A 26,568-nucleotide genomic window follows, 5' to 3' on the forward strand; every position below is an offset into this window, starting at 1 on the left:
GTTTGTGTATATAATGTATCAAAAACATGTGTAAATGGCAATATATAACATTGAAAAAATTAAAATAATAAAAACATATGTCAAAATACACAAAAAAGAATATAAAAATCTATTAAAATTGACATATTGAAGAAAATAGTAGAAGATAAATAGCAAGAATTGATAGTAACATGACAAGAATTATGGAGCCAATCACAGGACATTCTGATATAGTAGAACCATCAAGAAACGAGGTAATAAATCAAAAGGAGGATTAAAAAAATGAACAAGAAAAGATTACTTTCAGTATTACTTTCAGCAGCTATGGTAGCGGGAACCATGGCAGTAGCAGTGCCTGCATATGCAGATGACACAGAGGAAATCACATGGATGTTCTGGGATGACCTGGAAGCTACAGAGGATCTGGTTTCCAAAGGATACAAAGATGTTATTGATCGCTTCAATACAGAATATGAAGGGAAATATCATGTAACACCGATCACAACAAATCTGGAAGAATATGACGGAAAATTAAATGCCCTGATCGCAGCAGGACAGACACCGGATGTATACATTTGTAACCCGGGACCCAACATGGATGTATATGTAAATGCAGGAGCAGCAGCAGACCTGACAGATATTCTTGAGAATCAGGAAAAAGACTGGTACGCAACATTTACAGATGGAATCTTTGACAGACTGACTTATGATGGAAAGATTATGGCAGTTCCTACAAACTTCGCAGCTGCCTGTGTATACTATAACACAGAGCTTTTTGAGAAGGCCGGAGTGGAAGTTCCGACTACATATGATGAACTGATCGATGTATGTAAGAAACTGCAGGATGCTGGTATTACACCAATCTCCTGTTCCGCAGGAACTGCATGGTGCTTGTCAATGATCGCAGGTTATCTTTGTGACCGTTCAGGTGTAGATCTTCAGGCAATCGCAGATCATACAGCAAACTGGACAGACGATAACTGTATTGCTGCAGGTGAGAAATTAAAAGAGTTATCTCAGTATTTCCAGGAAACAGCAGCTGGTGACTCCAATGATCAGGCTACAGCAAACTTCTACAATGGAGATGCAGCAATGCTGGTACAGGGATCATGGGCTATGGCTCAGATCAATGGCAATAATCCTGATTTCCAGAGCAAATGCGGTGTATTCCAGTTCCCTGAAATCGAAGGAGCGAATGATCCGAACCGTATGATCGTTAAAACAGACAACTTACTGATGAGCTCTACAACAGAGCATCAGGATGCAGCAATTGCACTGATGAAGATGTTTACAGATGAAGAAGCACAGAAATATACAGCAGAAATAGGAGGAAAATTCCCGATCATCAAAGATCTTGACATTGACTATGACAAAGCTCCTGCACAGCTGAAATATGTTCAGGATATTATGGACAAAGCAACTGGTACTTTTGGATTCTACAATGAATCTCTGGCATCTGTAGAAGCAGGTGACTGCTTCGACAATGCAATGGTTGATATATTCCTTGGAAACCAGACTCCGGAAGAAGCCTTCCAGACAGTACAGGATTTCTATGAAGAAAACGTCTGGAAATAATTGTGGATAGATAGTACAGAATTTACATGGCTGCTGCGGAAGAAAAAAGTTCCGCAGCAGTTTTTAAATGGAGGCAATTATGGATAAAATTTTACGTAATAAGAAGGCTATTTTCATATTTATCGCACCGGCACTGATCATGTTTGTCCTGGTACTGGTTATCCCTATGGTGCAGATGGTTTATTATTCTTTATGCGATTATGCGGCATTGACACCGCCCAAATTTACCGGACTTGCAAACTATAAAAAGCTATTTTTTCAAGATTCTACATTTAAAATTGCGTTAAAAAACTCTATTTTCTTTATGATCTTTTCTGCTATCACTCAGCAGGTGATCGGCCTTGGTCTTGCAGTTATGCTTACCAATATTAAGAAAGGCAGAAACCTTTTCAAAAATATTTATTATCTTCCATCCGTTCTTTCCTCAGCAGCCTTAGGTCTTTTATGGGCATTTATGTTTAACCCAAAGATCGGTATCAATAATCTGCTGGCACAGTTCGGAATCAAAGGCCCTCTTTGGCTGATGGATTCCAAAGGTTTTATTGTACTTCCCATGTGGGTCATTGCGTTTGTTGCCTTATGGCAGTATGTTGGACAGAATATGATGCTTTATATGGCTCAGATCACAGGGATTTCCAGAGACATATATGAAGCTTCTTATATAGACGGCGCATCAAAGACACAGTCATTCCGTTACATTACACTTCCGTTGATTAAACCAATGATGGTAACTTCACTTTCATTGAACTGTATCGGTTCTCTTAAATTCTTTGACCTTGTGTATAACATGACTCAGGGTGGACCGAACCACAGAACCGAGGTGCTTGCGACAGAACTTTATGCAGAAGGTTTTAACTATTTTAAATATGGTTATGCCAGTGCGATTTCTGTAGTCTTACTGGTTATGTGTCTGATCGTAACATTATTGGTTAAAAAAGTAATTAAAGTTGAAACTTACGAGGGCTAGGAGGTAACAGAGATGCAGACAAAAAAATCAAGAAAACCGGTAAAGCCTGTTACAGTAATTCTTTATATATTTCTTATTGCACTTGCTGTGATTTATGTGGCTCCGCTGTTATGGATGTTAAGTGTTTCATTAAAAGATAATGCAGGCGTAATGGCAGCTCCATTTGCCCTGCCGGAAGTATTTCATTGGGAAAATTATCAGCAGGCATGGACAATGGGTAAGCTTGGAACTGCACTTGTAAACTCAGTACTGGTCTGTGGGATCACACTTGTAGTCAGTCTGTTTTTTGGAGCAATGGCAGCATTTGCCATTGCAAGAATGCGTTGGAAATTATCAGAAGCAGCACACACATTTTTCCTGATCGGAATGATGGTTCCGGTACATTGTATCCTGATTCCGCTGTTCGTACGTTTTGCAGGGCTGGGATTGACTAACTCAAGAGTAGGTCTGATGATCCCGTATATTACGTTTTCCCTTCCGATGACTATTTTCCTTCTGACAGGATTTTTCAAATCTATGCCTGGAGAATTATTTGAGGCAGCATCCATTGACGGATGTGGAATTTATGGATGCTTTTTCAGAATCGCACTTCCCCTTTGCAGAACAGGATTCTTTGTTTCAGGTCTTATGACATTCGTAGGTAACTGGAATGAGCTGTTGCTGGCTATGGTATTTGTCTCAGATCCGGTAAAGAAAACACTGCCTGTAACACTTACATATTTCGTAGGACCATATGCCACAAACTATGTACAGATGTTCGCAGCAATCATTATCGCAATCGCACCAACCGTTATTGTATACTGCCTGTTCAGTAACCAGATTGTAGAAGGCCTGACTACAGGTGCAGTAAAGGGATGATGCATAAAAACAATGCATAAAATTAGGAGGCTTGTATGAACAGAGACGAGGCAAGAAAAAAAGCACAGGAGCTGGTATCCAGAATGACTCTGGAAGAAAAGGCCAGCCAGTTAAGATATGATGCACCTGCCATAAAAAGACTTGGAATCCCGGCATATAACTGGTGGAATGAGGGACTTCATGGCGTGGCCAGAGCGGGACAGGCAACTGTTTTTCCTCAGGCAATCGGAATGGCTGCTACATTTGACAGAGACTGTGTAGCTGAGATGGCAGATATTGTAGCGACAGAAGGGCGTGCAAAGTATAATGCATATTCCAGCGAAGAGGACAGAGATATCTATAAAGGACTGACATTCTGGTCTCCCAACGTAAATATTTTCCGTGATCCCAGATGGGGCAGAGGGCATGAAACTTATGGAGAAGATCCATATCTGACAAAGGAACTGGGAGTGGCTTTTGTAAAGGCACTTCAGGGTAACGGAGAAACAATGAAAGCGGCGGCATGTGCCAAACATTTTGCAGTACATTCCGGACCTGAGGCAATCCGCCATGAATTTGATGCAAAGGCATCTGCAAAAGATATGGAAGAAACTTATCTGCCGGCATTTGAAAGTCTGGTGGAGGAAGCGGATGTGGAAGCAGTTATGGGAGCATATAACCGTACAAACGGAGAACCATGCTGCGGAAGCCCGGCACTGCAGAAAAAGCTCAGGGGAGACTGGAAGTTCCAGGGACATTTTGTATCAGACTGCTGGGCGATCAGAGATTTCCATGAACATCATATGGTGACAAATACTGCTTATGAATCGGCAGCTCTTGCTATCAATAATGGATGCGATCTGAACTGTGGAAATACCTATCTTCATATTATGAAAGCATATGAAAAGGGGCTTGTCACAGAGGAAAGGATTACAGAATCAGCAGTAAGACTTTTTACTACCAGATATCTTCTTGGGCTATTTGATGGCAGTGAATATGATAATATTTCCTATAGGGAAGTAGAATCAGCAGAACATCTGGCAGCAGCAGAGAAAGCAGCAGCGAAGAGTTTTGTACTTTTGAAGAACAATGGAATTCTTCCATTAAAAAAAGAGGATATCAAAACAATCGGAATTGTGGGACCTAATGCAGACAGCAGAAAGGCTTTGATTGGAAATTATCATGGAACTGCATCCAGATATATTACAATCCAGGAGGGAATCCAGGATTATGTAGGTGAGGATGTGAGAATTCTTAGTTCTGTAGGAAGCGAGTTGTTTAGAGACAGAACAGAACCTCTGGCATTCAGCAGAGATCGTCTTGCGGAAGCTAAGATCGTTGCAGAAAACAGTGATGTGGTGATTCTTTGTGTAGGTCTGGATGAGACACTGGAGGGTGAAGAAGGAGATACCGGAAACAGCTATGCATCCGGAGATAAAGAGAGCCTGAAGCTTCCTCAGTCCCAGATTGATTTAATGGAAGCAATGGCTGGTTCCGGAAAACCGGTGGTTCTCTGTCTGATGGCAGGAAGTGATATTGATATGAGCTATGCAGCAGAGAAATTTGATGCAGTTATGGTTCTGTGGTATCCGGGAAGTCAGGGCGGAAAAGCGGCAGCAAAAATTCTGTTTGGGGAAAACTCCCCATCTGGCAAACTTCCGGTTACCTTTTACGAGAGCCTTGAAGAACTTCCGGAATTTACAGATTATTCCATGAAAGGCAGAACCTATCGTTATATGGAAGGAAAAGCACAGTTCCCCTTTGGATATGGACTTACCTACAGTAATGTAAAAGTAGAAAATGCAGAGGTAAGACAGTGCGGACGGCAGATAACAGTAGAGGCCGAAGTATATAATAAGGGTAATGCAGATACTGAGGAAGTTGTCCAGATTTATGTAAAAAATCTTGACAGTAAAAATGCAATTCCAAATCCTGCACTGGGAGGATTCCAGAGAATTTTTATAAAAGCAGGAGAACGCAGAAAAGTTATGGTTCCTGTCTGGGAAAAGGCATTTACAGTGGTAGATGAAAATGGAGAACGCGTAGAGGATGGCAGGAAATATGAGATTTTTGCAGGCTGCAGCCAGCCGGATGAAAGAAGTATAGAGCTTACCGGAACAGAACCTGTAAAGGTAATCTGGGAGAAAGAAGACTGAGCTTATGAAATTTGAATTGTTTTATCCGCAGTGGAAAGACCGGGCAGTTACATTCAGCTATGATGATGGCCAGATTTTTGATAGAAGACTGGTTGATATTTTTAATAAATATAATCTGAAAGCAACATTTCATCTGAACTCAGGGACTTTGGATACAGAAGGATTTATAAAAACACAAGAACTGAAAAGCTTATATCAGGGACATGAAATTGCCTGTCATGGTGTTGCACATGAGTATCCCACACATCTTTCGCAGGAAAGACTGGTTCAGGAATTTTATCAGGACAGATGCAGTCTGGAGAGAGAAACGGGAAGGATTATCAGGGGATGTTCTTATGCATTTGGAGAATATGATGAAAATGTCATCAGCACTCTCAAAAGCCTGGGATTTGTATACAGCAGGACAGTGGAGTCTACAGGCGGTTTTCGCATTCCGAAAGACTTTATGAGATGGACACCATCCTGTCATCATAATGATGCATTTAAAGATATGGCAGAATGTTTTCTGGATACTCCGGAATATCAGAAGATCCCGCTCTTATATGTATGGGGACATAGCTTTGAATTTGACCGTGAACAGACATGGGAGAAAATGGAAGAATTCTGCAAAAAGATTTCCGGACACGAAAACGTGTGGTATACCACAAATATAGATTATGTGAATTATATGACAGCGGCAAGAAATCTTATATTTAATGCAGAATGTACGCAGGTGGAGAATTTATCCAAAATAGAAATATACTGCAAAATAAATGGAGAATGCCGGATCATATGATCTGGCATTCTTTTGCGCTACAGGAGGAAATAGAACATGATAAGCTGTAAGAACCCGATTTTAAATGGCTTTTATCCGGATCCGTCCATATGCAGAGTGGGAGAATGGTTTTATCTGGTAAATTCTACATTTGCCTATTATCCAGGGATACCGATATTTCGAAGCAGAAATCTGGCACAGTGGGAACAGATTGGAAATGTGCTGACCCGTGAGAGTCAGGTACCGTTAAGAGGCAGTGGACACAATGAAGGAATTTATGCGCCTACGATCCGATGGCATGAGGGGACTTTTTATATAATAACCACCAATGTGGCAGGGGGAGGAAACTTTATTGTAACAGCAAAGGATCCTGCAGGTCCATGGTCTGAACCTTATTTTCTGGAAGAAGCAGAAGGGATCGATCCGAGTCTGTTTTTTGACGATGATGGAAGCTGTTATTATATTGGTCAGAGGCAAAATTCTGATGGAAGCAGATATTTTGGTGACTGTGAGATCTGGATCCGGAAGTTGAATCCAGAGACTTTTGAGCTGGAAGGAGAGGCACATCCTGTTTTGTACGGATTTCAGAAGAATGCTGTATGGCCGGAAGGACCGCATCTTTATAAAAGAAACGGATATTATTACATTTTACATGCAGAGAGCGGAACAGAGCAGTACCATTGTGAAGTGGCAGCCAGAAGCAGAAATATTTTCGGCCCATATGAATATGCGAGAACAAATCCGATACTGACACACAGACATCTGGGCAGCAGGGCAGAGATTACCTGTGTGGGACATTGTGACCTGACTGAAGACCAGGCCGGAAACTGGTACATGGTAGTTCTGGGCTGCAGGCCGCAGGATGGAAAGACATTTAGGGGAAGAGAAACATTTCTGGCAAAGGTGGAATGGGAAGACGACTGGCCAGTAGTCAATCCAGGAATCGGGATGATTCAAAAAGAAGTAGAACTGCCGGGAGAGAAAGATACTCTTATGCCGGAAAGTCTGTCTGAAAGCAGAGAATATCTTTTTAAAGATCTGCAGGAAAAACAGCTACCACCGGAATTTCTCATGCTTAGAAATCCGGATACAGATGCGTATGTTCTGGATAATGAATGTTTAATGCTCCCGGCAAAAGCTGTTACTCTGAAAGATAAAGCAACTCCTTCCTATGTTGCTTTAAGACAGACTAGCGCTCAGTTTCTGGCAGAAACAGAGTTCACTCTGAAAGGCCAGCCGAAAGACCGTGCAGGCATTGCCTATATCCAAAATGACCAGAATTATCTGTGCGTGGAATATGAAGAAGATGAGAGTTACGGCAGAGTTTACGTAACTGCATGCATTGGCGGAGAGAACAAGATACTGGCGGAAAGAAAGACAGAGATAAGATTATGTCAGAACCTGAGATTAATAGTAAATAAAAATTGTGCAGAGGCATGGCTGAAAAAAGGCGATATCTGGGAATGTGTTCTGGAAAATATAGATATCAGCTATATGTGTTCAGAATCAGCTGGCGGTTTTACGGGCTGTACAGTGGGAATGTATACGCATTCCGGAGAAAAGCAGAGCAGTGGATATACGAAATTTTATCGGTTTGTTTTAAAATAGATTTTGCCGGATGATCTGATCAGGGCAACACAAATACAACAAATTGAAAAAAATATAAAAAAATTTTTAAAAAGCTATTGACACTTCCATGAATTTTTGGTATAGTACCGATTGTCGCAACAATAAGTAAAACTTAAAGATGAAACGCGATATGCGGAAGTGTCGGAACTGGCAGACGAGCAAGACTAAGGATCTTGTGAGCATTGCGCTCGTGTGGGTTCAAGTCCCATCTTCCGCATGAGAAACCTTGTATCATTTTGGTACAAGGTTTTTTTGTGTCATTGGACAGGAACTCGTTGAATCCCTTTGGAATGGAGAGAATCTGGCAGTACTGCCTGCAGGATTCTTCTACGGGACAGGAATCTATTCATAGAAAGTTCATATTTGTCTGATAAAATATTAATAGAATTATGAGCGTTCTTCCAGATTCGGAAAATGGAAGAGAATGTTGGAAACAAAAAGAGATGAATGAAAGATAGAGAGGCAGAGTTTATGCGTTTTTTAAATGAATTACATGAGGGAGACAGAATCAGCGGGATTTATCTGTGCAAGCAGAAACAGTCCGCTGTAACAAAGAACGGAAAACCGTATGAGAACATTATTCTTCAGGATAAGACCGGCATCATGGACGGTAAGATCTGGGACCCGAATTCCCTGGGAATTGATGATTTTGATGCACTGGACTACATTGATGTAGTGGGAGATGTGACCAGCTTTGCAGGTGCCATGCAGCTGAATATCAAGCGTGTGCGCAAGGCAGCAGAGGATGAGTATGATCCTGCAGATTATCTTCCTGTAAGTGAGAACAGCACAGATGACATGTACAGTCAGTTAAAAGCATTTATTGGCAGTGTAGAGAATACATATCTGTCTGCACTGCTGAAGAAACTGTTTATAGAAGATGAGGAATTTATCAAAGCATTCGAGGGACATTCCGCAGCGAAGACCGTGCATCATGGATTTATCGGAGGTCTGATGGAGCATACACTTGGAGTTACCAGACTCTGCGATTATATGTCAAAAGCATATCCCGTCATTAACAGAGACCTGCTGATCACAGCATCACTGCTTCACGACATCGGAAAAACAAAAGAATTATCCTCATTCCCGTTAAACGACTATACAGACGAAGGCCAGCTTCTTGGACACATTTATATCGGTGCTCAGATGATTTCCGACCTGGCAGGTCAGATCCCGGAATTCCCGGAGGTACTTAAGAATGAGCTGATCCACTGTATCCTTGCTCATCATGGCGAACTGGAATACGGCTCACCGAAGAAACCTGCACTTGTAGAAGCAGTAGCTCTGAATCTTGCAGACAACACAGATGCAAGAATGGAAACCATCACAGAGATTTTTGCCGCAGATAAGGGTAAGAAAGAATGGCTCGGATACAACAGACTGTTTGAGTCAAACTTAAGAAGAACAGATGAGGTGTAATCTTTATGGAATTTCGTAAGAACGATCTTGTTACGTTAGAGATAGAAGATTGCGGAATTGACGGTGAAGGTATCGGAAAAGCCGATGGCTTCACCGTTTTTGTCAAGGACGCAGTAATCGGAGATAAAGTAACAGCTAAAATTATTAAAGCAAAGAAAAATTACGGTTACGGCCGTCTGATGGAGGTACTCAAGCCATCTCCATATAGAGTAGAACCGAAATGTGCCTTCGCCCGTCAGTGCGGTGGCTGCCAGCTTCAGGCACTTTCCTATGACCAGCAGCTTGTATTTAAGACCAATAAAGTCAAAGGTCATCTGGAGCGCATCGGAGGATTTACAGATATCCCTATGGAGCCGATCATTGGCATGGACGAGCTTTTCCATTACAGAAACAAAGCACAGTTCCCTGTAGGCAGAAATAAAGAGGGAAAAATCGTCACAGGTTTCTATGCGGGAAGAACCCACAATATTATTGAAAATCGTGACTGCGCACTTGGCGTAGCTGAGAATAAAGAAGTTCTGGACCGTGTGATCGCACATATGGAGAAATATGGGATTGAGCCGTATAATGAAGCAACTGGAAAAGGACTGGTACGCCATATCCTGATCCGTTACGGATATTTCACAAAAGAAGTAATGGTCTGTCTGATCCTGAACGGAAATAAAATATCGAAAGAAAATGTGCTGGTAGAATCCCTGCGTGAAATCCCGGGAATGACAAGCATTACCATCAACGTAAATAAGAAACGCAGCAACGTGATCCTCGGCGAAGAAATCCGACTGCTCTGGGGACAGGAATACATCACCGACAAGATCGGAGATATTTCCTATCAGATATCCCCACTCTCTTTCTACCAGGTAAACCCAAGACAGACACAGAAACTCTATGCAAAAGCACTGGAATATGCAGACCTCCATGGCGAGGAAACTGTCTGGGATCTCTACTGCGGAATCGGAACAATCTCACTGTTCCTGGCACAGAAAGCGAAATTCGTCCGCGGTGTAGAAATCGTTCCGGCGGCGATTGAGAATGCGAAAGAAAATGCAAAGCTTAACGGGTTGGAGAATACGGAATTCTTTGTTGGCAAAGCGGAAGAAGTACTGCCGAGAGAATATAAGAAAAATGGTGTTTATGCGGATGTTATCGTTGTAGATCCACCTAGAAAGGGATGCGATGAGACATTGCTGGAGACTATGGTTGAGATGAATCCGGAGAGGATTGTATACGTCAGCTGCGATAGTGCTACGTTGGCTAGAGACTTGAAGTATTTGTGTGAGAGAGGGTATGAACTTCGCAAGGTCTGTGCGGTTGATCAGTTTGGGATGACTGTGCATGTGGAGACGGTTGTTTTGCTTTCCAAGGGAGAAATCGACTCAAAGAAGGTGCGGGTGGAGTTCTCGCTGGAAGATATGGATATGTCCGGCTTCCAGAAGGGCGCGACTTATGAGCAGATCAAGGCGTATGTGTTGGAGCATACCGGTTTGAAGGTATCTTCCCTGTACATCTCACAGATAAAGCGCAAGTGCGGGCTGGATGTGGGGCAAAATTATAACCTGTCAAAGAAGGAAGATGCCAAAGTGCCAAAATGTCCGCCGGAGAAGGAAGCGGCGATCAGGGATGCGTTGAAATATTTTCAGATGATTTAAGAGTCTATTGAGCAAAAAAGCAGTAAATCAATTTCAGATTTACTGCTTTTGCTGGCCGGGCCGGTGAGCTACGAGCATTCATGACTTTTTGATAACTTGTTCCATACTGATATATTAAGCGGAAAGTTGTGGCCCTGTATTTTCAGAGGGAAACGAATGCTCCTTGAATATATCCCACAAAATATGCCATCGCTATACTCAGTGCAATGCAACATATACATAGTATTTCAGCAATTACCTTTTTTTCGATTATTTCATTTATGGACTTTCCGTAATCAATAGTAGACCATACCATTGAAAGCAAAAATAGAATTGAAATCCATTGAGTATGAAATGATAGTCCCATGCTAACAAATACATAGTTTGAGATGATGTAAAAAGCGCTTCTGACTACAACTTCTGTCACTTTTACAATCCGATTTCTCATAGAATTCTCCCTCTCTGATAATACTGTGGGCGGCAGCACTCCTTGCTGTCGCCCCTTGATTGCCTATCTGCAAAGGCGGGCGGGGCTGTCAACGGCGGCGCTTGCGCCGTTCATCTTGACCGTTGACTGGCTCGGCTGGCTTTGCTATTCCGTGATCTCTTTCAGTTATTGTCAAAGGAAATGTAGATAGTTAGACTATTGGGTATGTAGCTGATACTTAACCACTTTTCGTCGTTTGATAAAAGTGTCCCGATAGAAACATAGTTTTCTCCCTCGATTTCCTCTGACACATTTTCAATTACGGAAAAGCCTTCTTGGTTCAAAAGCTCCATATACTCGTTATAGTCGTTTTCGCTAATACCGGTAAGGTTGATATTACAATTCTCATGTTCTGTATCAAGTGTAGCCCATGCAACCGTACCAGGCGCAACAGGAAGCCCCTCTGTGTACTCATTCTCAGGCCAAACACCCTCGTCCAATTTTGTAACACTATTAGATTGCGTATTGTTCTCATTGCTTGTCGGTGTAGATGAGGTATTTTGATTAGAACACGCAGCCAAAAAAATCATAATCATGATTGTGAATACAGAAATATATTTCTTCATTGGTTACCTCCTGTTTTTGTGTATGGTTCGGATAATTAACAAAAGAGCAATAGCTGTTGCTGCAAACCCAATAGCCAAAAGGATTTGCGAAATATCAAAGGCAAACGCGCCCTCAATCTGTATATTTGTTGTCGCGTCGGCTTGTCCGATTGCTCCTTCTGGTACTTTTCCTGATTGTGTAACAGCATATACCGAAAAGGCAGCAGCCGCGATAACAAGCGCAGCAAGAGTAGAAATGATACCGTTCCTTTTTTTCGATTTGGTGTTATCAATGCCAAACTGTTCTGCGGTGCTGTCTGCAAATTCTTTTGGCGTCCCCAAACGCTGGATAATCTGCTGCTCTGTTTCTCCATGCTCCATAGCAGACGCAAAAACTTCATTCAAGTCACGTACAACCTCTTTTTTCATTTTGCGTGGTAAAGATAGTTCCTTTTCAACCTGTTTGATATATTGTTCTTTCATTTGGATACCCTCGCTTGTTGATAACTTTCTATAAAGCCGTTTACGCAGTTTTCATAGCTTGACCAAAATAAGATTAGTTCATCAAGTACATTCCTGCCTTTATCCGTTAAAGAATAATACTTTTTTGAGCCGCCATTTGCCGCAGCCGGAGCCAATCGGCATTTGATTAGTTCTGCTTCCTGCAAACGATACAAAATGGGGTAAATGGTTCCCTCTTTCGCATATCCCAAAACAGACGCACTATTGTTCAATTCAGTTATAATTTCATATCCATAAGTCTCCTTGCGTCCGATTAGGCATAAAAGTATCATTTCCAGAGAGCCTTTTTTGAATTGCTGGACATATTTGTTATTCATATCGTCGCCTCTCTTTAGCTTTGCTATTTAGGCTCGCTAAGTAGCAACTATATTATATCTCTTCCGAAGTATCAGAGTCAATAGGCTTAACGAAAAAGTTACAAGATGTCTGTGTAAGGTAATGACAGAATAGCGGTGTGCTGGCGAACTATGCTTTATTTTGTTTTTTATCTAAATCATTCAATAGGGCGGTAGCATCCCTATTGGCAAGGGGATTCCAAAAGGGAACAGCGTTCTCCTTTGTCTGGGGTGTTCAGAGGGGATAGTGTTCCCCTTTGACCGGAAGAATCCAAAGAAACCGGCGGTTTCGTGGCACACGATTTTCCGTAGGAAAGTCTAGTGTGTTATACCTTTGTGGAGCAGATGGCAGCCGGAATTGTAGCACACCCTGAAAAGTGTGGCCACAGTTGCGGCGTTCTGGCAGGAAAGGTTGCCCCTTGCGGGGCAGCATAAGCGACAGAAAAAGGCTGGCAGGCGGTGCGGGCAAGCACTGTCTGTCAGCCGTGTCATTTGCGGAACAAAGGTATATCAAAGCCCCCGTCAGCCGCTGCTTCCCATCGTATCAGAACCACCACGGCAGCTTTCCGCGCAGGCTGTCCATCGCCTCGCCCTCCACCTTCTTTGTCCAGCTCTCGCTGAGATGGAAATGGAGCGCCGCGCCGATCAGCGGGTGCTCGATTCCATCGGTAAAGCCATAGCGGTACAGCAGATAGGTCTGCTCTCTGGCTGTCAGCTTGTCCAGCGCCGCATACAATTCTATCAGCTGCTCTTTTTGGATATAGATTTGCTCCGGCGTTTGGGTGTGAGGGTCGGCTATGGCTTCGATCCGCAGCATCCGTTCATCCTCTGAGAGAACGTCATCCAGATATACTCTCTGGAAGCCGGGGCCGTCTTTCTTATCCACCATCCGTTGCTCAAATAAACCGAGGGCGGCGCGGATGCAGTCCGTCATGGCGTTGCGGAGCGCCGGTGCTGCATAGGTCAGAAATTTCATGCCCCGTCCGGCATCAAACAAAGGGATCGCGTTCAGCAGGCCGATACTTCCCTCCTGCATCAAATCATCCAAATCAATTCCAATATCATTTTCATCCAGCCCCATGTTTCGGTATTGCTCCAGCGCAATTTTTCGGATGAATCCCAGATTCTTTTCCAGCAGAATGTCACGGGCAGCCGTATCCCCTTTCTGTGCCAGTCTGCACAGCTGCTCATTGCTCCGGGTCGGCATTTTGCTTCTCCTGCGCGTGGTCTAAGGTGGATTGGAGAAATTCCGTCAGCGCCTGACCGAACTTGTCTAATGCTTCCTTTTGCACACCGTCCATCCCCGCTGCGCTCTGGGTGACGGCGGCGGAAATCATTTCGGGCGTGATGGTCGGAGTATGAACATCCGCCCCTTTGGTGAGTTCGGTAAACATCTGCTGAGTGATGCCCTTGGTCAAGGACTGCGCTGCTGTGAAATCGTTGCCGATCTCTTTCTTCACTTCCCGTAGCGCCGCCATAAATGTGTTCTGTATCATCGTCAGGTCTGCCTGATATACGGGAACTTTCTGCCGGTTGACAGTTCTGGCCGCCTGCACCGCAGCGTCTGTTTTATTGTTTCGGCGCAGCATGGCGCTGAGAGTAGTAAGCATCTGGTTCTGTCCGGCGAAACCGGCGGCCAGCGTATCGTCAAAATATTGCTCAATCATATAGGTGACTTCTGCAAAGCGAGGGCTTTCCAAAAGGCGGTTGACGATCTCTGCATTGGCTTTTCCGGTGTACAGATTCCGCGCCGCCTGCACCGACAGGCCCAGTTCTTCAATATCAAAATTTGTCCGGTCGGGCGTGTTGACTTCCCCCAGCAGGAAATCTGTGGAGACTTCAAACACTTTCGCAATGCGGAGCAAATGTTCTGTGCTGATCTTATCAGTCTTACCGCTGACAAACCGGCTGATGGCGCTCTCGGTGCTGCCGATGCGGGTCGCCAGCTGTGCCTGGGTAATTTTATGTTCCTTCATAAGCTCCTGCATCCGCTGCCGGATATTGCCGGGCAGATAGGCTCCCTCCATGTGACGCACCTCTCTTCTGAAAACTCTCTTTATCCATTATACCTGATAAAACCAGCGCGGGCAAATGCTTTCCGCTGGCTTCGCCGCTCTGAGGTCTTGCATTTTTGCAAGATTTCAGGGCGGCGTTTTTTCATTTCTTGCACTTTTAGCGGATTTTTCGGTTTATAGGCTTTTTCCCCGTATATTCAGGCAGACGGGCAGATACCGTCAATAAATAATGGAGGACAAAGCCTATGAATTTATTTGAAACTGTAAAATCCGCTGTCACCGTGAAGCAGGCCGCCGAATACTACGGCTGTAAGGTCAACCGGGGCGATATGATCTGCTGCCCCTTCCACGATGACCGGCATCCCAGCATGAAGCTGAACAGGGATTATTTCTATTGCTTTGGCTGCGGGGCTACCGGGGATGTGATCGATTTTGTGGCGCGGCTGTTCGGCCTGAGCAGCTACGAGGCCGCAAAGAAGCTGGCCTATGACTTTGGCATCGACCCGGACAAGCCCCCGGCAGCGATGGCTTTGAAAAAGCCCTATCCGCTGGCGCGGGCTTTCCGCAACGATGAGATACACTGCCAGCGGGTGCTCTGCGATTATCTGCATCTGCTGGAACGCTGGAAGGTCGAATATGCCCCGCAATCGCCGGAGGATGAACTGGATGACCGCTTTGTGGAAGCCTGTCATATGATCGAGTATGTAAATGATTTGTTGGACGTTCTCATGTTTGCGGAACTGAAGCAGCGTGTGAAAGCGGTGGATATGCTGCTGAAGGACGGCACTATCACCGCGCTGGAGCAGCGGCTCAGACGTCTGGAAAAGGAGGTGCAGCACCGTGGCGAAGAACGAGCAATCGCGTGAGGCCAACCAGCCCATCTGGTTTGACGGCAAGAGTATCAATGAAGCCCTGTTTTGTGATGATTTTCTCGGCAGACACAAAATCATCTACACAAACGGGGCTTTTTTCACGCCTGATGGCCGCGTGACCGATGAGCTGCCACTGCGTGGAGAAATTTTTGAGGAACTGAAATGCTGTGCGGTCAGCAATATCCCCCGCAAAATCAGCAATATCGTGGAGCTGATGAAGCTGGCGGCGCTGGTAGAGGATTTCCCGCCGGAGGCTGACCGCATTCATCTGGCAAACGGCACGTTGTTTCTGGATGGCTCCTTTACGGAGGGAAAACCGGACATCGTGCGTTGCCGCCTGCCGGTGGCCTATAATCCCGATGCGCCCACGCCGACCCGCTGGCTGGCTTTTCTGGATGGGCTTCTTTACCCGGAGGACATTCCCACTTTGCAGGAATATATCGGCTACTGCCTGATCCCCAGCAACAAGGGACAGCGCATGATGGTCATTAAGGGCAATGGCGGCGAGGGTAAGAGCCAGATCGGCGCGGTGCTGTCCGCCCTGTTCGGCAGCAACATGAAGGACGGCAGCATCGGCAAAATTTCCGAGAACCGTTTTGCCCGCGCTGATCTGGAACACATTCTGCTGTGTGTCGATGATGATATGCGGATGGAGGCCCTGCGGCAGACCAACTATGTCAAATCCATCGTCACCGCACAGGGTAAAATGGATTTGGAGCGTAAAGGCAAGCAGAGCTATCAGGGATGGATGTGCGCCCGGCTGCTGGCATTCAGCAATGGCGACTTGCAGGCTCTCTTTGACCGCAGTGATGGCTTTTATCGGCGGCAGTTGGTGCTGACCGCCAAAGAGAAACCTGCCGACCGTGTGGATGATCCCGACCTGGCAGAGAAGATGAAGGCCGAGGTGGAGGGCATTCTGCTGTGGGCTTTTGCGGGATTGCAGCGGTTGGTAGCGAACAACTTCAAGTTCACCGAGAGCCAGCGCACCAAAGAGAACCGGGAGGCCGTCAAGCGGGACAACAATAACGTGTTTGATTTTCTGGAATCCGAGGGCTATATCCGGCTGAAAGCGGATGCGTCCATCAGTTCAAAGGATTGCTACGACATTTACCGGATGTGGTGCGAGGAAAATAGCCTGACTGCACTCAAACGCCGCAGCTTCAGCGATGCGCTGGTGGCAGCCTGCGGTAAGTACAATCTGGAACACTGCAACACGATTACCAATTCGGCAGGACGCCGGGTATGGGGCTTTATGGGGATCGAGGCAGTGGCAAGGCCGCATATAAACGAGTTTACGGACGCTTCACAGTGTACGTACGTACCGGAAGACTGGCGGGATTGATTTCCGATCTGGTCGCCGGTACGTATGTACGCAGCGATTGACCCTGTTACCTCATATATTGTAGAGGCGCTTCATTTGGATAAAGTGGTCGTGCCCATTTTGGGTACACCTATTTTGATGTGTAAAAGTGGTTATGGATATTTTGTCCACCACCAGAACCGTGAAATTCTTCGCGCTTTTGTGCTGTGAAGTAGGTGTGGTCATTTTGACCACACCTGAAGCGGTCAGTAAAAGCGGTGATTTTGCAGGCATATTTTAGAGCAATCTCAAAACAGCGAAATGTTTCTCTTTTATCCGTATACAGTTCGCCGGATGGCGGCTCACGGAACGACGTACAGATTGCAGCATTTTGTGACAATACAGCCCGAACAGTGAAAAGTCCCGCATTTCTGTGAAGTCGAATATTCCGCCGTTGACCAACGATACGCAGGGAATCATTTCTATCGCAAAACAGCATTTGCACAAATTTCACCATTGACCAAAGCCGGTGCGCTCCCCAGCGTAGCCGGTTCTTTTTATGACGCAACCGAAAATCATGTTTTATCTATCAAGTGACAAAGGGCTTCACTTGCGAAAATGGAGGAATATATTTTATGAAGTCAAGTATCCGAAACGAAATCAAGGCGCAGATCATCCGCGCCGGTTACACCATGCAGGAAGTCGTTGACCAGCTGCACGATGAGTATGGGTGGAGCGACAGCGTATCCAATCTTTCCGGAAAATTGCAGCGGGAATCGCTGCGGTATCGGGAGGCCGTGGAGTTGGCTGACGTGCTGGGATATGACATTGTCTGGCAGAAACGGAGGGATTGAGTATGGAAAAAGCACAATACGCGATTATGCGATTTGCCAAATATAAGGGGCCTGAAATCGGCAATATCGAGGCCCATAACGAGCGCACAAAGGAAAAGTACGCCAGTAATCCCGATGTGGATACCAGCCGAAGCAAGTACAACTTCCATCTGGTCAAACCGCCCGGCAAGTACCGGGCCGAGTCAGAGAGGCAAATTGCCGCTGCCGGATGCCGTACCCGGAAAGACAGTATCCGTATGATCGAGACGCTGTTCACAGCCAGCCCGGAGTTCTTTAAGGGAAAGAAACGGGCGGAAATTCGGGTATTTTTCGAGGAAGCTCTGCACTTTTTGGAACAGCATCAGTCCAAAGAGACAATTATATCCGCCGTGGTGCATATGGACGAGAAAACGCCCCATATGCACCTTTGTTTTGTCCCTTTGACGGAGGATGGCAGGCTCAGCGCCAAAGACATCATGGGCAATAAAAAGAAGCTGACCTGGTGGCAGGATGAGTTTTGGAAACACATGGTCAAGAAGTTTCCAGATTTGGAGCGTGGCGAGAGCGCCAGCCTGACCGGGCGCGACCATATCCCGCCCCGCGTATTTAAGGAGATGACCAGACTGACCAAACAGAAAAGCAAACTGGAGGATCTGCTCACTGGAATCAATCCCTTTAACGCCAAAAGCCGGGCGGAGGAAATCTGCAAGATTCTGGATACCTATATTCCCAGCGTGGAGAAGATGGACACACTGCTGCGGAAATATGGCGTAGCCTTCACGAAAACAGCATCCGAAAACAAAAAGTTGAAAACGAAAAATGCCGAACTGGAAGAATCTCTTGCATCGGCGCAGAAGGTCAGCACCCTAAAGCAGATCGAAGACCTCAAGCTGCGGCGCGACTATGACAGTGCCGTGGCGATTTTGGAACAGATACCGGCAGAAGTTTTGAACATCTATGCGCAGAGCAGCCATAGAGGAAAGGAGCGGCCTATTGAGCAAAGTTTATGATGATCCGAAATATAATGCGGCATTTGACCGCTGTGTTGATGTGATGGCGCGGCTGTTGCAGAAGTACGGGCCACAGCTGTTGGGGCAGATGCAGGAGACTGAGAAGGATGGCCGTACACAGTCTGCGGCATCAGGAAAGCAACCCGTTCCTGTGTATCAGGAATTTGACAAAGCCGCTTGATATAAATTAAATTTACACGTTGCGTATTTGTTTGGCGTATGCTATAATAAATACGCAACGTGTATTTTTGCTTTATGGGGTAAATGAAATGGACTGCAAAACCAAAATAAAAGAATTGCGGGAAAGCACTGGCATGAATCGCAAGGAATTTTGTAAATATTTTCAGATTCCCTATCGGACTGTGACAGAATGGGAACTGGATAACCGCCATGCGCCGGAATATGTACTCCGTTTGTTGGAGTACTACATTCAGAATGAAGGTCTGGCGAAGAAGAAAGTAACGGATGAATGTTTAGAGCTGGAAGAAAGGGGCGGCCTGCATGAAGAAAACTAAAACAAAATGTTATCTCTACACACGGGTATCTACATCCATGCAGGTGGACGGATATAGTCTGGATGCTCAGCGAGACAAACTGCGGAAATACGCTGAATACGAAGATATGGTAGTGGCTGGTGAATATTCTGATGAAGGCTTTTCCGGCAAGAATATTCAGGGCAGGCACGAATTTCAGCGGATGCTGCAAGACATTCAGGACTGCAAAGACGGTGTGGAATATGTGCTGGTGTTCAAGCTGTCCCGGTTTGGCAGGAATGCCGCTGACGTTCTGAATTCCTTGCAGCTGATGCAGGATTTCGGTGTCAATCTGATTTGTGTGGAAGACGGCATTGACAGTTCCAAAGATTCCGGCAAGCTGATGATTTCTGTCCTTTCTGCGGTGGCAGAGATAGAGCGTGAAAATATTCGGACACAGACGATGGCCGGACGGGAGCAGAAAGCCCGTGAAGGAAAATGGAACGGTGGCTTTGCCCCTTATGGATACCGCCTTGAAAAAGGCGAACTGTTGATTGCTGAGGATGAAGTGGACGTGATCCGCACCATCTTTGACCGCTATATTCACACCAACGATGGTGTCAGTGGCGTGGCAAAATATCTGAACCGGCAGGGCTTTGTGAAGAAGTTAAGGCAGAACGGCACCATTCCCGGTTTTTCTGCCAGCTTTGTGAAGAGTATCATTGATAATCCGGTATATATGGGAAAAATCGCCTATGGCAGACGCCGGACAGAGAAGAAGATCGGCACACGGAATGAGATGCACGTAGTTGAGCAATCGGAGTTCCCTGTGTACGAGGGGAAGCATGAGGCTATCATTTCAGAAGAAGATTGGAACCTCGCGCAGGAAAAACGGAAAATCAATGCTTACCGGCGTGGGAAAGTCAATGACCCTACCCACGCACATATCTTGTCCGGTATTCTGAAATGCCCCTGCTGCGGCAAAAGCCTGTACGGGAATATTGCGAAAGCCCACAGCAAGGACAAAAAGACCCGCTATTACTATTACTGCAAGAATACGGTGACGCCAACAGGCCACGAGTGTACCTTCCGGCTGAATATTGAGCAGATGGAAATGAACCGCATGGTAGCGTCAATCATCTCTGCTATGGTCAGTGACCCACGGTTTGCGGATGCAATCAAGGCGAAAATCGGCTCCGCTGTCGATACGAACGATTTGGAGAAGCAGCTGGAAGCATTACAGGCGCAGCTTCGGCAGACATTAGGCACAAAGGCCCGACTGGAACGGCAGATGGACGGTTTAGATGTGAATGACCCGTATTATGACCGGAAAATTTCTGATTTGCAGCGCCGATATGACGAGCAATATGGCGCAATAGATGAGATTGAAGTCCAGATTGACGATGTGCAAAGCCAGATACGGAGTATCCGGCAGGAGAAGATTTCGGGTGATAATATCTACCGCCTGTTGCTGGCATTCGATCAGGTCTATGAAGCAGCCTCCGAAGTGGAGCGGAAGGAGTTCATGCGGGCGTTTATTGAGCGGATTGAGTTATTCCCGGAAAAGCAGCCGGATGGCAACTGGATTAGGAAGATTATCTTCAACTTCCCTGTCCCGGTGAATGGAACAGAAGTGAAAGAATTGCCCTTGGAAAATGAAACAATAGTCGAGACAGTTGCTCTTTTGTCCCAACTGAAACAAAAGCCGGATCATTAATTAATGTCACGATTGAACTTGATGATATGGATATAACATCTGCAGAGACTAAGGCTACATATGATGAGATAAAGAGTATGTGGCTGAACATAATGCCGGCATGAAGGTTTCCAATCGGTATATCTCACAGGTAAAGAGAAAATGCGGAATTGAGGTTGGAAAGAATTATAATTTACCTAAAAATGAAGATAGCAGGCAACCGCAGTGTCCAGAAGATAAAGAGAGTGCAATTGTGGAGCCATTGAGCAAGAAGCCCCCACTTCAAAATCAGAGATTTAAGTGGTGGGAGCATGTCACGATGAATAGTTAATAAAGAGAGGTGCAGATGCTATGCCAGGTATACTCGTGGTTGAAGATGATGAAAATTTAAATCGTGGAATTACATTCTCACTGAAAAAATCCGGATATGAGGTTTTTTCAGCAGAATCAGTGAAAAAAGCGAAAAGAATTGCAAGTGATAATAATGTGGATGTTACCATTTGTGATGTGAATCTTCCGGATGGGAATGGACTGGAATTTGTAAGGTGGATGAGATGCAATTATAATACATACATTATTTGTCTTACAGCACTAGATCAGGAGATGGATCAGGTCATGGGATATGAAGCAGGGGCAGATGATTATATTACAAAGCCGTTTAGTCTTTCGGTACTTCTTTTGAAAATAGAAGCACATTTCCGCCGCAGACAGGAGAAAACGGAAGCCGGAAAGATGATTTCGGGAGATATCGTATTTATCGCAGGAGAAATGAAAGTCCTGATAAAGAGTCGTGAAATCAGTCTGACAAAAACGGAGTTGAAAATGCTGACTTTTTTTCTTCAGAATCCGAAACAGATTCTTTCAAAAACACAAATATTGGAAAATGTGTTTGATCTGGAAGGGGATTTTGTGGATGAAAATACAATCGCTGTCAATATCAGAAGACTCCGTGAGAAAATCGAAGACAATCCGGCTGCACCGGTCTATATAAAGAATATCAGAGGTCTTGGGTATATATGGAATCAGGAGGTAAGGCAGTGACAAAGAGATATCGCAAGAAGATTACAGTAGTGCTCTCCTTGGTATTACCTGTCATATTATTGTTTGCAATATTAAATTGCTTTACCACGTATGTGTTTTATGAAGATTATAAATATAAAATGAATCTTATGACAGAGATTGCTGCAAAGGAAGAATTTTTCGGGCTGGATGCTGTTTCGGAATTGCTTAAGGATAAGGATATTGAAACTAACGAACAGGGAAGGCGATTATTGGAACAATATGGATACTGGGGGAATAAAGGGAATGCATTTTATTCGCAATTCCGGCATCAGGTTATGGTGACCGGTGCTGTAAGCACTGTGATATGCGTGCTTCTTTTGACTTTTTTACTTTATTGGAAGAAAAAAGAAGATGCGTGTCATCAGAAAATTTTAGACCAGTTGGAAGAAATTCTGATCAGATTCCGTGAAAATAAATTTGATGATTTACTGAAAACGGAAAATCATGCAGAACTGGAAAAATTGAATGACCAGCTTGAAGCAATCGGACATCATATTCAGTTGATAAAGGAAGAAGCAAGGGCAGAAAAGGAGAACACGAAAGAAATGGTTTCTGATATTTCTCACCAGTTAAAGACACCGGTTGCAGCTTTGGATACATGTTTTAGTGTGCTGATGCAGAATGACTTAAGTGCCACAGAACAGGAGGAGTTTCGTATCCGTTGTCGGAGTGCTCTGGATGGACTGGAGACATTATTGCAGTCGCTTCTTGAAATATCCAAGATGGAAACTGGACTGATTCAGATTAATAAGAAAAAACTTCCGCTTATGGATACTGTCATATCTGCTGTGAACCGCACTTATCCTAAAGCGGATGAGAAAGAAATGGAATTCGTTTTTGACTATGAAAAAGAGCTGGAAACATGCATGGTTATGCAGGATAAAAGGTGGCTTGGTGAAGCTGTGATCAACGTTCTGGATAATGCGGTCAAGTACAGTCCGTGTGGTTCAAAAATATTTATCCGGTTACAAAAAAGAAACTATCTTGTAAGAATGGAAATTGAGGATCAGGGAATTGGTATTCCGCAGAATGAGTATCACAAAATTTTTCAACGATTTTACAGAGGAAGTTCCAAGGAGGTCATGGAAAAGAGTGGTACAGGAATCGGACTTTTTCTATCGAGAGAAATTATCGAAAAACACGCAGGTACGATTACGGTAACCTCCGGCAAAAAGAAAAAAGGAAGCACGTTTGTGATTCAATTACCATATGTTGGTTAAATTTTAAGTGAGCAGAAATCTTACAATTCTGTAAGATTTCTGCTCGTTTTTTGAAAGTGAAATGAAAGATTGCCCTGATACAATTTGGATGTAAGATGAAAAGGAGGCAACACATGAGTGTGATATTAGAAACCAAGCAGCTTTGTAAGTTTTATGGAGCAGGTGAGAATCAGGTCAAAGCGGTCAATCAGGTGGACATTCAGATTGAGCAGGGAGAATTTGTCGCAATTGTTGGAAAGTCAGGTTCCGGTAAAAGTACATTACTTCATATGCTTGGAGGGCTAGACACCCCGACAAAAGGCAGTGTTACTTTAGCAGGGAAAGATTTATACAGGATGAAGGAAGATGCCCTTGCTGTTTTCCGCAGAAGAAAAATCGGATTTGTTTTTCAGGCATTTAATCTGGTTTCATCTGTTAATGTCTGGGAAAATATTGTACTGCCACTGGGGCTGGATGGAAGAAAAGTGGATGAAGCGTATGTAAATGATATTATTGCAACTCTGGGGATTGAAAACCGGATTTATAATCTGCCAAATCAGTTATCCGGAGGACAGCAGCAGAGAGTAGCAATTGCAAGAGCACTGGTGAATCGTCCGGAAATTATATTTGCAGATGAGCCGACAGGAAATCTTGATTCTAAGACCAGTGATGAGGTAATCGCTCTGCTTAAGATGACAGCAAAAAAATATGGACAGACAATTGTAATGATTACCCATGATGACGAAATTGCACAGGTCGCTGACCGTATTCTGGTGATTGAGGACGGACAGGTGGTGGATTTCAGATGAAGACAATAAGCAGGATTGCATATAGCAATGACAAAAGGAACAGGACAAGAAGTATACTGATCATGATGGCAATCTGTCTGACCACGATGCTGCTTGTTATCATCAGTACTGTGGGAAATGGGGTAATTCATTTACAGAAAAGTCAGGCGGCAGGATCATATGGAAGCAATTATGGTCTGTTTGTTTCCGCAGACGGATCGCAGTTAAAAGAAGTAAACCGCCGTGCGGAAATAGATGCTACAGGCACTATGTGCACCGAAGGTATCATAAAAGGCAATGAAAAAGGCGGGTTTGTCTGCATGGATGAGACTGCAAGAAAAATGCTTCCTTATAATAAAGAATATGAGTTGAAGGAAGGAAAGTATCCGGAAAAAATGCAGGAAATTGCCGCAGGAAGAGCATTTTTTCGTGCAATGGGGTATGGTGATGTAAAGATCGGAGATACGGTTACACTGGGTTACCGCGCAGGGATGCAGTCAGAATATAAGCCGGAAGAATTTGTTGTCAGCGGAATCCTATATGATCGGGATGAGTATACCATCGAGGCATCTTATGTTGCTTTCGGGTCACAGGAGTTTTATGATGAGCACGTCGCAGAGAATGACAGACAGTATAATATTTATTTTACTTTAAATGATTCTGCAAATGTATCTATGAATAATATTGATTCGGTTATAAAGCAGATTGCAGCAGCTTGTGGGATCGAAGAAAAAAACGTTATAGTCAATGATCTCTATTTGCAATGGGTCTTGCAGCCGAGTTATGAAACGATTGCGGTATGCGGGGTTTTGATTCTTGCAATTGTACTTTTCTCTGTTGTGGTCATTTATAATATTTTTCAGGTCGGTATTGCCAACAAGATACAGGAGTATGGAAAAATCAAGGCTCTGGGAGCGACAAAAAAACAGATGAAACAACTGATCTTCAGAGAGGGTATGTTTTTGACAATTTCTTCAATACCAGTTGGATTGCTTCTTGGTTTTCTGATTGCAAAATGCGGTTTTAATTGGCTGGTAGAACAGGGAAAACTTGTATCAACCGGAACTGGCTCTATGGGAGTCCAAAATCAGCAGATCCCACTGTTTTCCCTGCCTGTTATGCTTCTATGTATTTTCGTGTCATTTTTTACCGTTGCTTTGGCGCTGCGTAAACCAATGAAAATTGTTTCACGGATTTCACCTATCGAAGCAACACGGTATTTAGAAAATGCAGAAACACACAAAAAAGGAAAACGAAATGGCAGAAAAAATGTCACCGTGTTTTCTATGGCAATGGCAAATATAACGGGTAATCCAAAAAGAACCATTGGTACCATCCTCACACTGGGGCTTTCCTGCGCATTGTTTGTGATTATCTCTAATTATGTAGGAAATATTGATACGGAGCATGAAGCACGTCTTTCCGTTAATCATGGACAATTTGAACTGCAGCTTGACTATTCTGCTGAGTACGATGAAAGATATCCGGAGAATAATCTGGATACGATTCTGACGGATAATCCATTGAATGATTCAATGATTGAAGAAATCAAAAGCATTCCAGGAGTGACAGATGTCATGACGAGAGAGATTGTCTCTGTAAATCTGAACGGAACAAGATTTCCGGCTGATATTGTGAGTAAAAATGATTTTGATTCTATGCGCCAAGAAGGGGATATTGGCTCTATGGACTATGATCAGGCGGTAAAGAATGGTGATATTTTCTTTGGCTGGTCAACGTGGATGGAACAAGATGGATATGCTCCGGGTGAATCCATTGCATTTGACTTTGAGAATGGAAGTGGAACCTATACCTATCAGGGAAAGATTGCAGGATCCTTTGTAAGTGCGGACACTTATCTTGTCATTCCGGAAGGTGTATATCGTTCCATGAATCCGAGAGGAACAGCCTATGGCTATCTGTGGGTGGACTGTGATAAAAAAGATGTGGCATCTGTGGAACAGAGTCTGAATACTTTGATTTCTAATACTTCGCATATAAAAATGGATACTTATCATGCGCAGTTACAATCTGCCGAATACGCAAGCCGTATGATGAAGCTTGGCTGCTATCTGTTCATGGCAATTGTCGGTCTCATTGGGTTTATGAATCTGGCAAACACCATGATCATCAATATCACCACGAAGAAGCAGGAATACGGTGTGCTGCAAGCGGTAGGCATGACCAATAAGCAGTTGAATCTGTGCTTACAAATACAGGGCTTGATTTTTACGGTTGGCACCATCTGCGTCGCACTTGCTGCCGGTCTGCCCCTTGGCTATGCACTGTTTTCCTATGCGAAGCATAATGGGATTTTTGGAATGAACGTTTATCACGTTCCTCTTATCCCGATTCTTGTTATGATTCTTCTGGTTGGTCTTCTACAAATTGTGCTTTCCTGTGTTTTAAGCAGTAATCTGAAAAAGGAAACGCTGGTAGAAAGAATAAGGTATCAGGGATAGCAAGCATGATACAATAGAGGCATGCTGA

Annotated in this window: 25 protein-coding genes and 1 tRNA gene; 21 read left to right on the forward strand and 5 right to left on the reverse strand. The window is 44.3% G+C overall.

From position 1 onward, the window contains the following. Positions 1-261 precede the first annotated feature (261 nt). From R8695_RS04080 to rlmD, 9 genes are all read left to right on the forward strand, one after another. Positions 262-1,554 (forward strand): ABC transporter substrate-binding protein, encoded by a 1,293-nt coding sequence (locus tag R8695_RS04080; protein WP_154780693.1) that lies wholly within the window; start codon positions 262-264, stop codon positions 1,552-1,554. Between the two features lie 79 nt (positions 1,555-1,633). Next, complete coding sequence (locus R8695_RS04085; RefSeq protein WP_117850467.1) at positions 1,634-2,521, forward strand: carbohydrate ABC transporter permease; 888 nt, start codon at positions 1,634-1,636, stop codon at positions 2,519-2,521. A gap of 12 nt (positions 2,522-2,533) precedes the next feature. Next, complete coding sequence (locus tag R8695_RS04090; protein ID WP_118510092.1) at positions 2,534-3,379, forward strand: carbohydrate ABC transporter permease; 846 nt, start codon at positions 2,534-2,536, stop codon at positions 3,377-3,379. A gap of 35 nt (positions 3,380-3,414) precedes the next feature. After that, positions 3,415-5,514, forward strand: a complete 2,100-nt coding sequence (locus tag R8695_RS04095) for a glycoside hydrolase family 3 C-terminal domain-containing protein (protein WP_118510090.1) — start codon at positions 3,415-3,417, stop codon at positions 5,512-5,514. 4 nt (positions 5,515-5,518) lie between these two features. Continuing rightward, a complete protein-coding gene (locus R8695_RS04100) occupies positions 5,519-6,289 on the forward strand; it encodes a polysaccharide deacetylase family protein (protein ID WP_154780692.1) in 771 nt (256 codons plus the stop codon). 36 nt (positions 6,290-6,325) lie between these two features. Beyond that, positions 6,326-7,876, forward strand: a complete 1,551-nt coding sequence (locus R8695_RS04105) for a glycoside hydrolase family 43 protein (RefSeq protein WP_154780691.1) — start codon at positions 6,326-6,328, stop codon at positions 7,874-7,876. Between the two features lie 153 nt (positions 7,877-8,029). Further along, positions 8,030-8,114, forward strand: a tRNA-Leu gene (locus R8695_RS04110). A 254-nt stretch (positions 8,115-8,368) separates the two neighbouring features. Further along, the gene (locus R8695_RS04115) at positions 8,369-9,316 is read left to right on the forward strand and encodes a 3'-5' exoribonuclease YhaM family protein (RefSeq protein WP_118510235.1); all 948 of its coding nucleotides are present in this window, start codon (positions 8,369-8,371) and stop codon (positions 9,314-9,316) included. Between the two features lie 5 nt (positions 9,317-9,321). Further along, positions 9,322-10,962 (forward strand): 23S rRNA (uracil(1939)-C(5))-methyltransferase RlmD, encoded by a 1,641-nt coding sequence (rlmD, locus tag R8695_RS04120; RefSeq protein WP_154780690.1) that lies wholly within the window; start codon positions 9,322-9,324, stop codon positions 10,960-10,962. A 588-nt stretch (positions 10,963-11,550) separates the two neighbouring features. Here the strand turns inward: rlmD and R8695_RS04125 are convergent. From R8695_RS04125 to R8695_RS04145, 5 genes are all read right to left on the reverse strand, one after another. Then, positions 11,551-11,994 carry a hypothetical protein gene (locus R8695_RS04125; RefSeq protein ID WP_015534247.1) on the reverse strand — a complete coding sequence of 148 codons (444 nt, stop codon included), beginning with the start codon at positions 11,992-11,994 and terminating at the stop codon, positions 11,551-11,553. Positions 11,995-11,997: 3 nt separating this feature from the next. Further along, complete coding sequence (locus tag R8695_RS04130; RefSeq protein WP_015537323.1) at positions 11,998-12,456, reverse strand: DUF1700 domain-containing protein; 459 nt, start codon at positions 12,454-12,456, stop codon at positions 11,998-12,000. Further along, positions 12,453-12,812 (reverse strand): PadR family transcriptional regulator, encoded by a 360-nt coding sequence (locus tag R8695_RS04135; RefSeq protein WP_015534245.1) that lies wholly within the window; start codon positions 12,810-12,812, stop codon positions 12,453-12,455. Before R8695_RS04135 ends, R8695_RS04130 begins: the two co-directional genes overlap by 4 nt. Positions 12,813-13,374: 562 nt before the next feature. Then, on the reverse strand, positions 13,375-14,037 hold the full coding sequence (locus R8695_RS04140) for a sigma-70 family RNA polymerase sigma factor (RefSeq protein ID WP_117466788.1): 663 nt from the start codon (positions 14,035-14,037) through the stop codon (positions 13,375-13,377). Next, positions 14,018-14,857: a helix-turn-helix domain-containing protein gene (locus R8695_RS04145; protein WP_015534243.1), complete on the reverse strand. Its 840-nt coding sequence runs from the start codon at positions 14,855-14,857 to the stop codon at positions 14,018-14,020. Before R8695_RS04145 ends, R8695_RS04140 begins: the two co-directional genes overlap by 20 nt. A 233-nt stretch (positions 14,858-15,090) precedes the next feature. Between R8695_RS04145 and R8695_RS04150 the strand changes: the two genes are divergently transcribed. The 12 genes from R8695_RS04150 to R8695_RS04200 all read left to right on the forward strand — a co-directional run bounded on the left by R8695_RS04150 (position 15,091) and on the right by R8695_RS04200 (position 26,540). Continuing rightward, the gene (locus R8695_RS04150; protein ID WP_015537325.1) at positions 15,091-15,711 is read left to right on the forward strand and encodes a CHC2 zinc finger domain-containing protein; all 621 of its coding nucleotides are present in this window, start codon (positions 15,091-15,093) and stop codon (positions 15,709-15,711) included. Beyond that, positions 15,686-17,059 (forward strand): DNA primase family protein, encoded by a 1,374-nt coding sequence (locus tag R8695_RS04155; protein WP_054324427.1) that lies wholly within the window; start codon positions 15,686-15,688, stop codon positions 17,057-17,059. Before R8695_RS04150 ends, R8695_RS04155 begins: the two co-directional genes overlap by 26 nt. A 593-nt stretch (positions 17,060-17,652) precedes the next feature. Further along, complete coding sequence (locus R8695_RS04160; protein WP_015534241.1) at positions 17,653-17,871, forward strand: hypothetical protein; 219 nt, start codon at positions 17,653-17,655, stop codon at positions 17,869-17,871. 2 nt (positions 17,872-17,873) lie between these two features. Continuing rightward, on the forward strand, positions 17,874-18,860 hold the full coding sequence (mobV, locus tag R8695_RS04165; protein WP_015537326.1) for a MobV family relaxase: 987 nt from the start codon (positions 17,874-17,876) through the stop codon (positions 18,858-18,860). Beyond that, positions 18,844-19,041 (forward strand): hypothetical protein, encoded by a 198-nt coding sequence (locus R8695_RS04170; protein WP_117466784.1) that lies wholly within the window; start codon positions 18,844-18,846, stop codon positions 19,039-19,041. The genes mobV and R8695_RS04170 overlap by 17 nt, the downstream gene beginning before the upstream one ends. An 88-nt stretch (positions 19,042-19,129) precedes the next feature. Then, the gene (locus tag R8695_RS04175; protein ID WP_117568913.1) at positions 19,130-19,375 is read left to right on the forward strand and encodes a helix-turn-helix domain-containing protein; all 246 of its coding nucleotides are present in this window, start codon (positions 19,130-19,132) and stop codon (positions 19,373-19,375) included. After that, positions 19,362-21,050 carry a recombinase family protein gene (locus R8695_RS04180; protein WP_154780689.1) on the forward strand — a complete coding sequence of 563 codons (1,689 nt, stop codon included), beginning with the start codon at positions 19,362-19,364 and terminating at the stop codon, positions 21,048-21,050. Before R8695_RS04175 ends, R8695_RS04180 begins: the two co-directional genes overlap by 14 nt. A 79-nt stretch (positions 21,051-21,129) precedes the next feature. Then, a complete protein-coding gene (locus R8695_RS17840) occupies positions 21,130-21,360 on the forward strand; it encodes a hypothetical protein (RefSeq protein WP_243283212.1) in 231 nt (76 codons plus the stop codon). A gap of 20 nt (positions 21,361-21,380) precedes the next feature. Further along, a complete protein-coding gene (locus tag R8695_RS04185) occupies positions 21,381-22,070 on the forward strand; it encodes a response regulator transcription factor (protein ID WP_008120506.1) in 690 nt (229 codons plus the stop codon). Further along, positions 22,046-23,311, forward strand: a complete 1,266-nt coding sequence (locus R8695_RS04190) for a sensor histidine kinase (RefSeq protein WP_154780688.1) — start codon at positions 22,046-22,048, stop codon at positions 23,309-23,311. The genes R8695_RS04185 and R8695_RS04190 overlap by 25 nt, the downstream gene beginning before the upstream one ends. 113 nt (positions 23,312-23,424) lie before the next feature. Continuing rightward, the gene (locus R8695_RS04195) at positions 23,425-24,099 is read left to right on the forward strand and encodes an ABC transporter ATP-binding protein (protein ID WP_006426335.1); all 675 of its coding nucleotides are present in this window, start codon (positions 23,425-23,427) and stop codon (positions 24,097-24,099) included. Then, positions 24,096-26,540 carry an ABC transporter permease gene (locus R8695_RS04200; RefSeq protein ID WP_154780687.1) on the forward strand — a complete coding sequence of 815 codons (2,445 nt, stop codon included), beginning with the start codon at positions 24,096-24,098 and terminating at the stop codon, positions 26,538-26,540. Before R8695_RS04195 ends, R8695_RS04200 begins: the two co-directional genes overlap by 4 nt. Positions 26,541-26,568 lie beyond the last annotated feature (28 nt).

This window comes from Blautia luti, from assembly GCF_033096465.1.
Classification (GTDB): domain Bacteria; phylum Bacillota; class Clostridia; order Lachnospirales; family Lachnospiraceae; genus Blautia_A; species Blautia_A luti.

Excerpts from the sequence above, each read along its gene's own strand:
- R8695_RS04080 (WP_154780693.1), top strand. The coding sequence starts at position 262 with ATGAACAAGAAAAGATTACTTTCAGTATTACTTTCAGCAGCTATGGTA.
- R8695_RS04085 (WP_117850467.1), top strand. The coding sequence starts at position 1,634 with ATGGATAAAATTTTACGTAATAAGAAGGCTATTTTCATATTTATCGCA.
- R8695_RS04090 (WP_118510092.1), top strand. The coding sequence starts at position 2,534 with ATGCAGACAAAAAAATCAAGAAAACCGGTAAAGCCTGTTACAGTAATT.
- R8695_RS04095 (WP_118510090.1), top strand. The coding sequence starts at position 3,415 with ATGAACAGAGACGAGGCAAGAAAAAAAGCACAGGAGCTGGTATCCAGA.
- R8695_RS04100 (WP_154780692.1), top strand. The coding sequence starts at position 5,519 with ATGAAATTTGAATTGTTTTATCCGCAGTGGAAAGACCGGGCAGTTACA.
- R8695_RS04105 (WP_154780691.1), top strand. The coding sequence starts at position 6,326 with ATGATAAGCTGTAAGAACCCGATTTTAAATGGCTTTTATCCGGATCCG.
- R8695_RS04115 (WP_118510235.1), top strand. The coding sequence starts at position 8,369 with ATGCGTTTTTTAAATGAATTACATGAGGGAGACAGAATCAGCGGGATT.
- rlmD (WP_154780690.1), top strand. The coding sequence starts at position 9,322 with ATGGAATTTCGTAAGAACGATCTTGTTACGTTAGAGATAGAAGATTGC.
- R8695_RS04125 (WP_015534247.1), bottom strand. The coding sequence starts at position 11,994 with ATGAAGAAATATATTTCTGTATTCACAATCATGATTATGATTTTTTTG.
- R8695_RS04130 (WP_015537323.1), bottom strand. The coding sequence starts at position 12,456 with ATGAAAGAACAATATATCAAACAGGTTGAAAAGGAACTATCTTTACCA.
- R8695_RS04135 (WP_015534245.1), bottom strand. The coding sequence starts at position 12,812 with ATGAATAACAAATATGTCCAGCAATTCAAAAAAGGCTCTCTGGAAATG.
- R8695_RS04140 (WP_117466788.1), bottom strand. The coding sequence starts at position 14,037 with ATGCCGACCCGGAGCAATGAGCAGCTGTGCAGACTGGCACAGAAAGGG.
- R8695_RS04145 (WP_015534243.1), bottom strand. The coding sequence starts at position 14,857 with ATGGAGGGAGCCTATCTGCCCGGCAATATCCGGCAGCGGATGCAGGAG.
- R8695_RS04150 (WP_015537325.1), top strand. The coding sequence starts at position 15,091 with ATGAATTTATTTGAAACTGTAAAATCCGCTGTCACCGTGAAGCAGGCC.
- R8695_RS04160 (WP_015534241.1), top strand. The coding sequence starts at position 17,653 with ATGAAGTCAAGTATCCGAAACGAAATCAAGGCGCAGATCATCCGCGCC.
- mobV (WP_015537326.1), top strand. The coding sequence starts at position 17,874 with ATGGAAAAAGCACAATACGCGATTATGCGATTTGCCAAATATAAGGGG.
- R8695_RS04175 (WP_117568913.1), top strand. The coding sequence starts at position 19,130 with ATGGACTGCAAAACCAAAATAAAAGAATTGCGGGAAAGCACTGGCATG.
- R8695_RS04180 (WP_154780689.1), top strand. The coding sequence starts at position 19,362 with ATGAAGAAAACTAAAACAAAATGTTATCTCTACACACGGGTATCTACA.
- R8695_RS04185 (WP_008120506.1), top strand. The coding sequence starts at position 21,381 with ATGCCAGGTATACTCGTGGTTGAAGATGATGAAAATTTAAATCGTGGA.
- R8695_RS04190 (WP_154780688.1), top strand. The coding sequence starts at position 22,046 with ATGGAATCAGGAGGTAAGGCAGTGACAAAGAGATATCGCAAGAAGATT.
- R8695_RS04195 (WP_006426335.1), top strand. The coding sequence starts at position 23,425 with ATGAGTGTGATATTAGAAACCAAGCAGCTTTGTAAGTTTTATGGAGCA.
- R8695_RS04200 (WP_154780687.1), top strand. The coding sequence starts at position 24,096 with ATGAAGACAATAAGCAGGATTGCATATAGCAATGACAAAAGGAACAGG.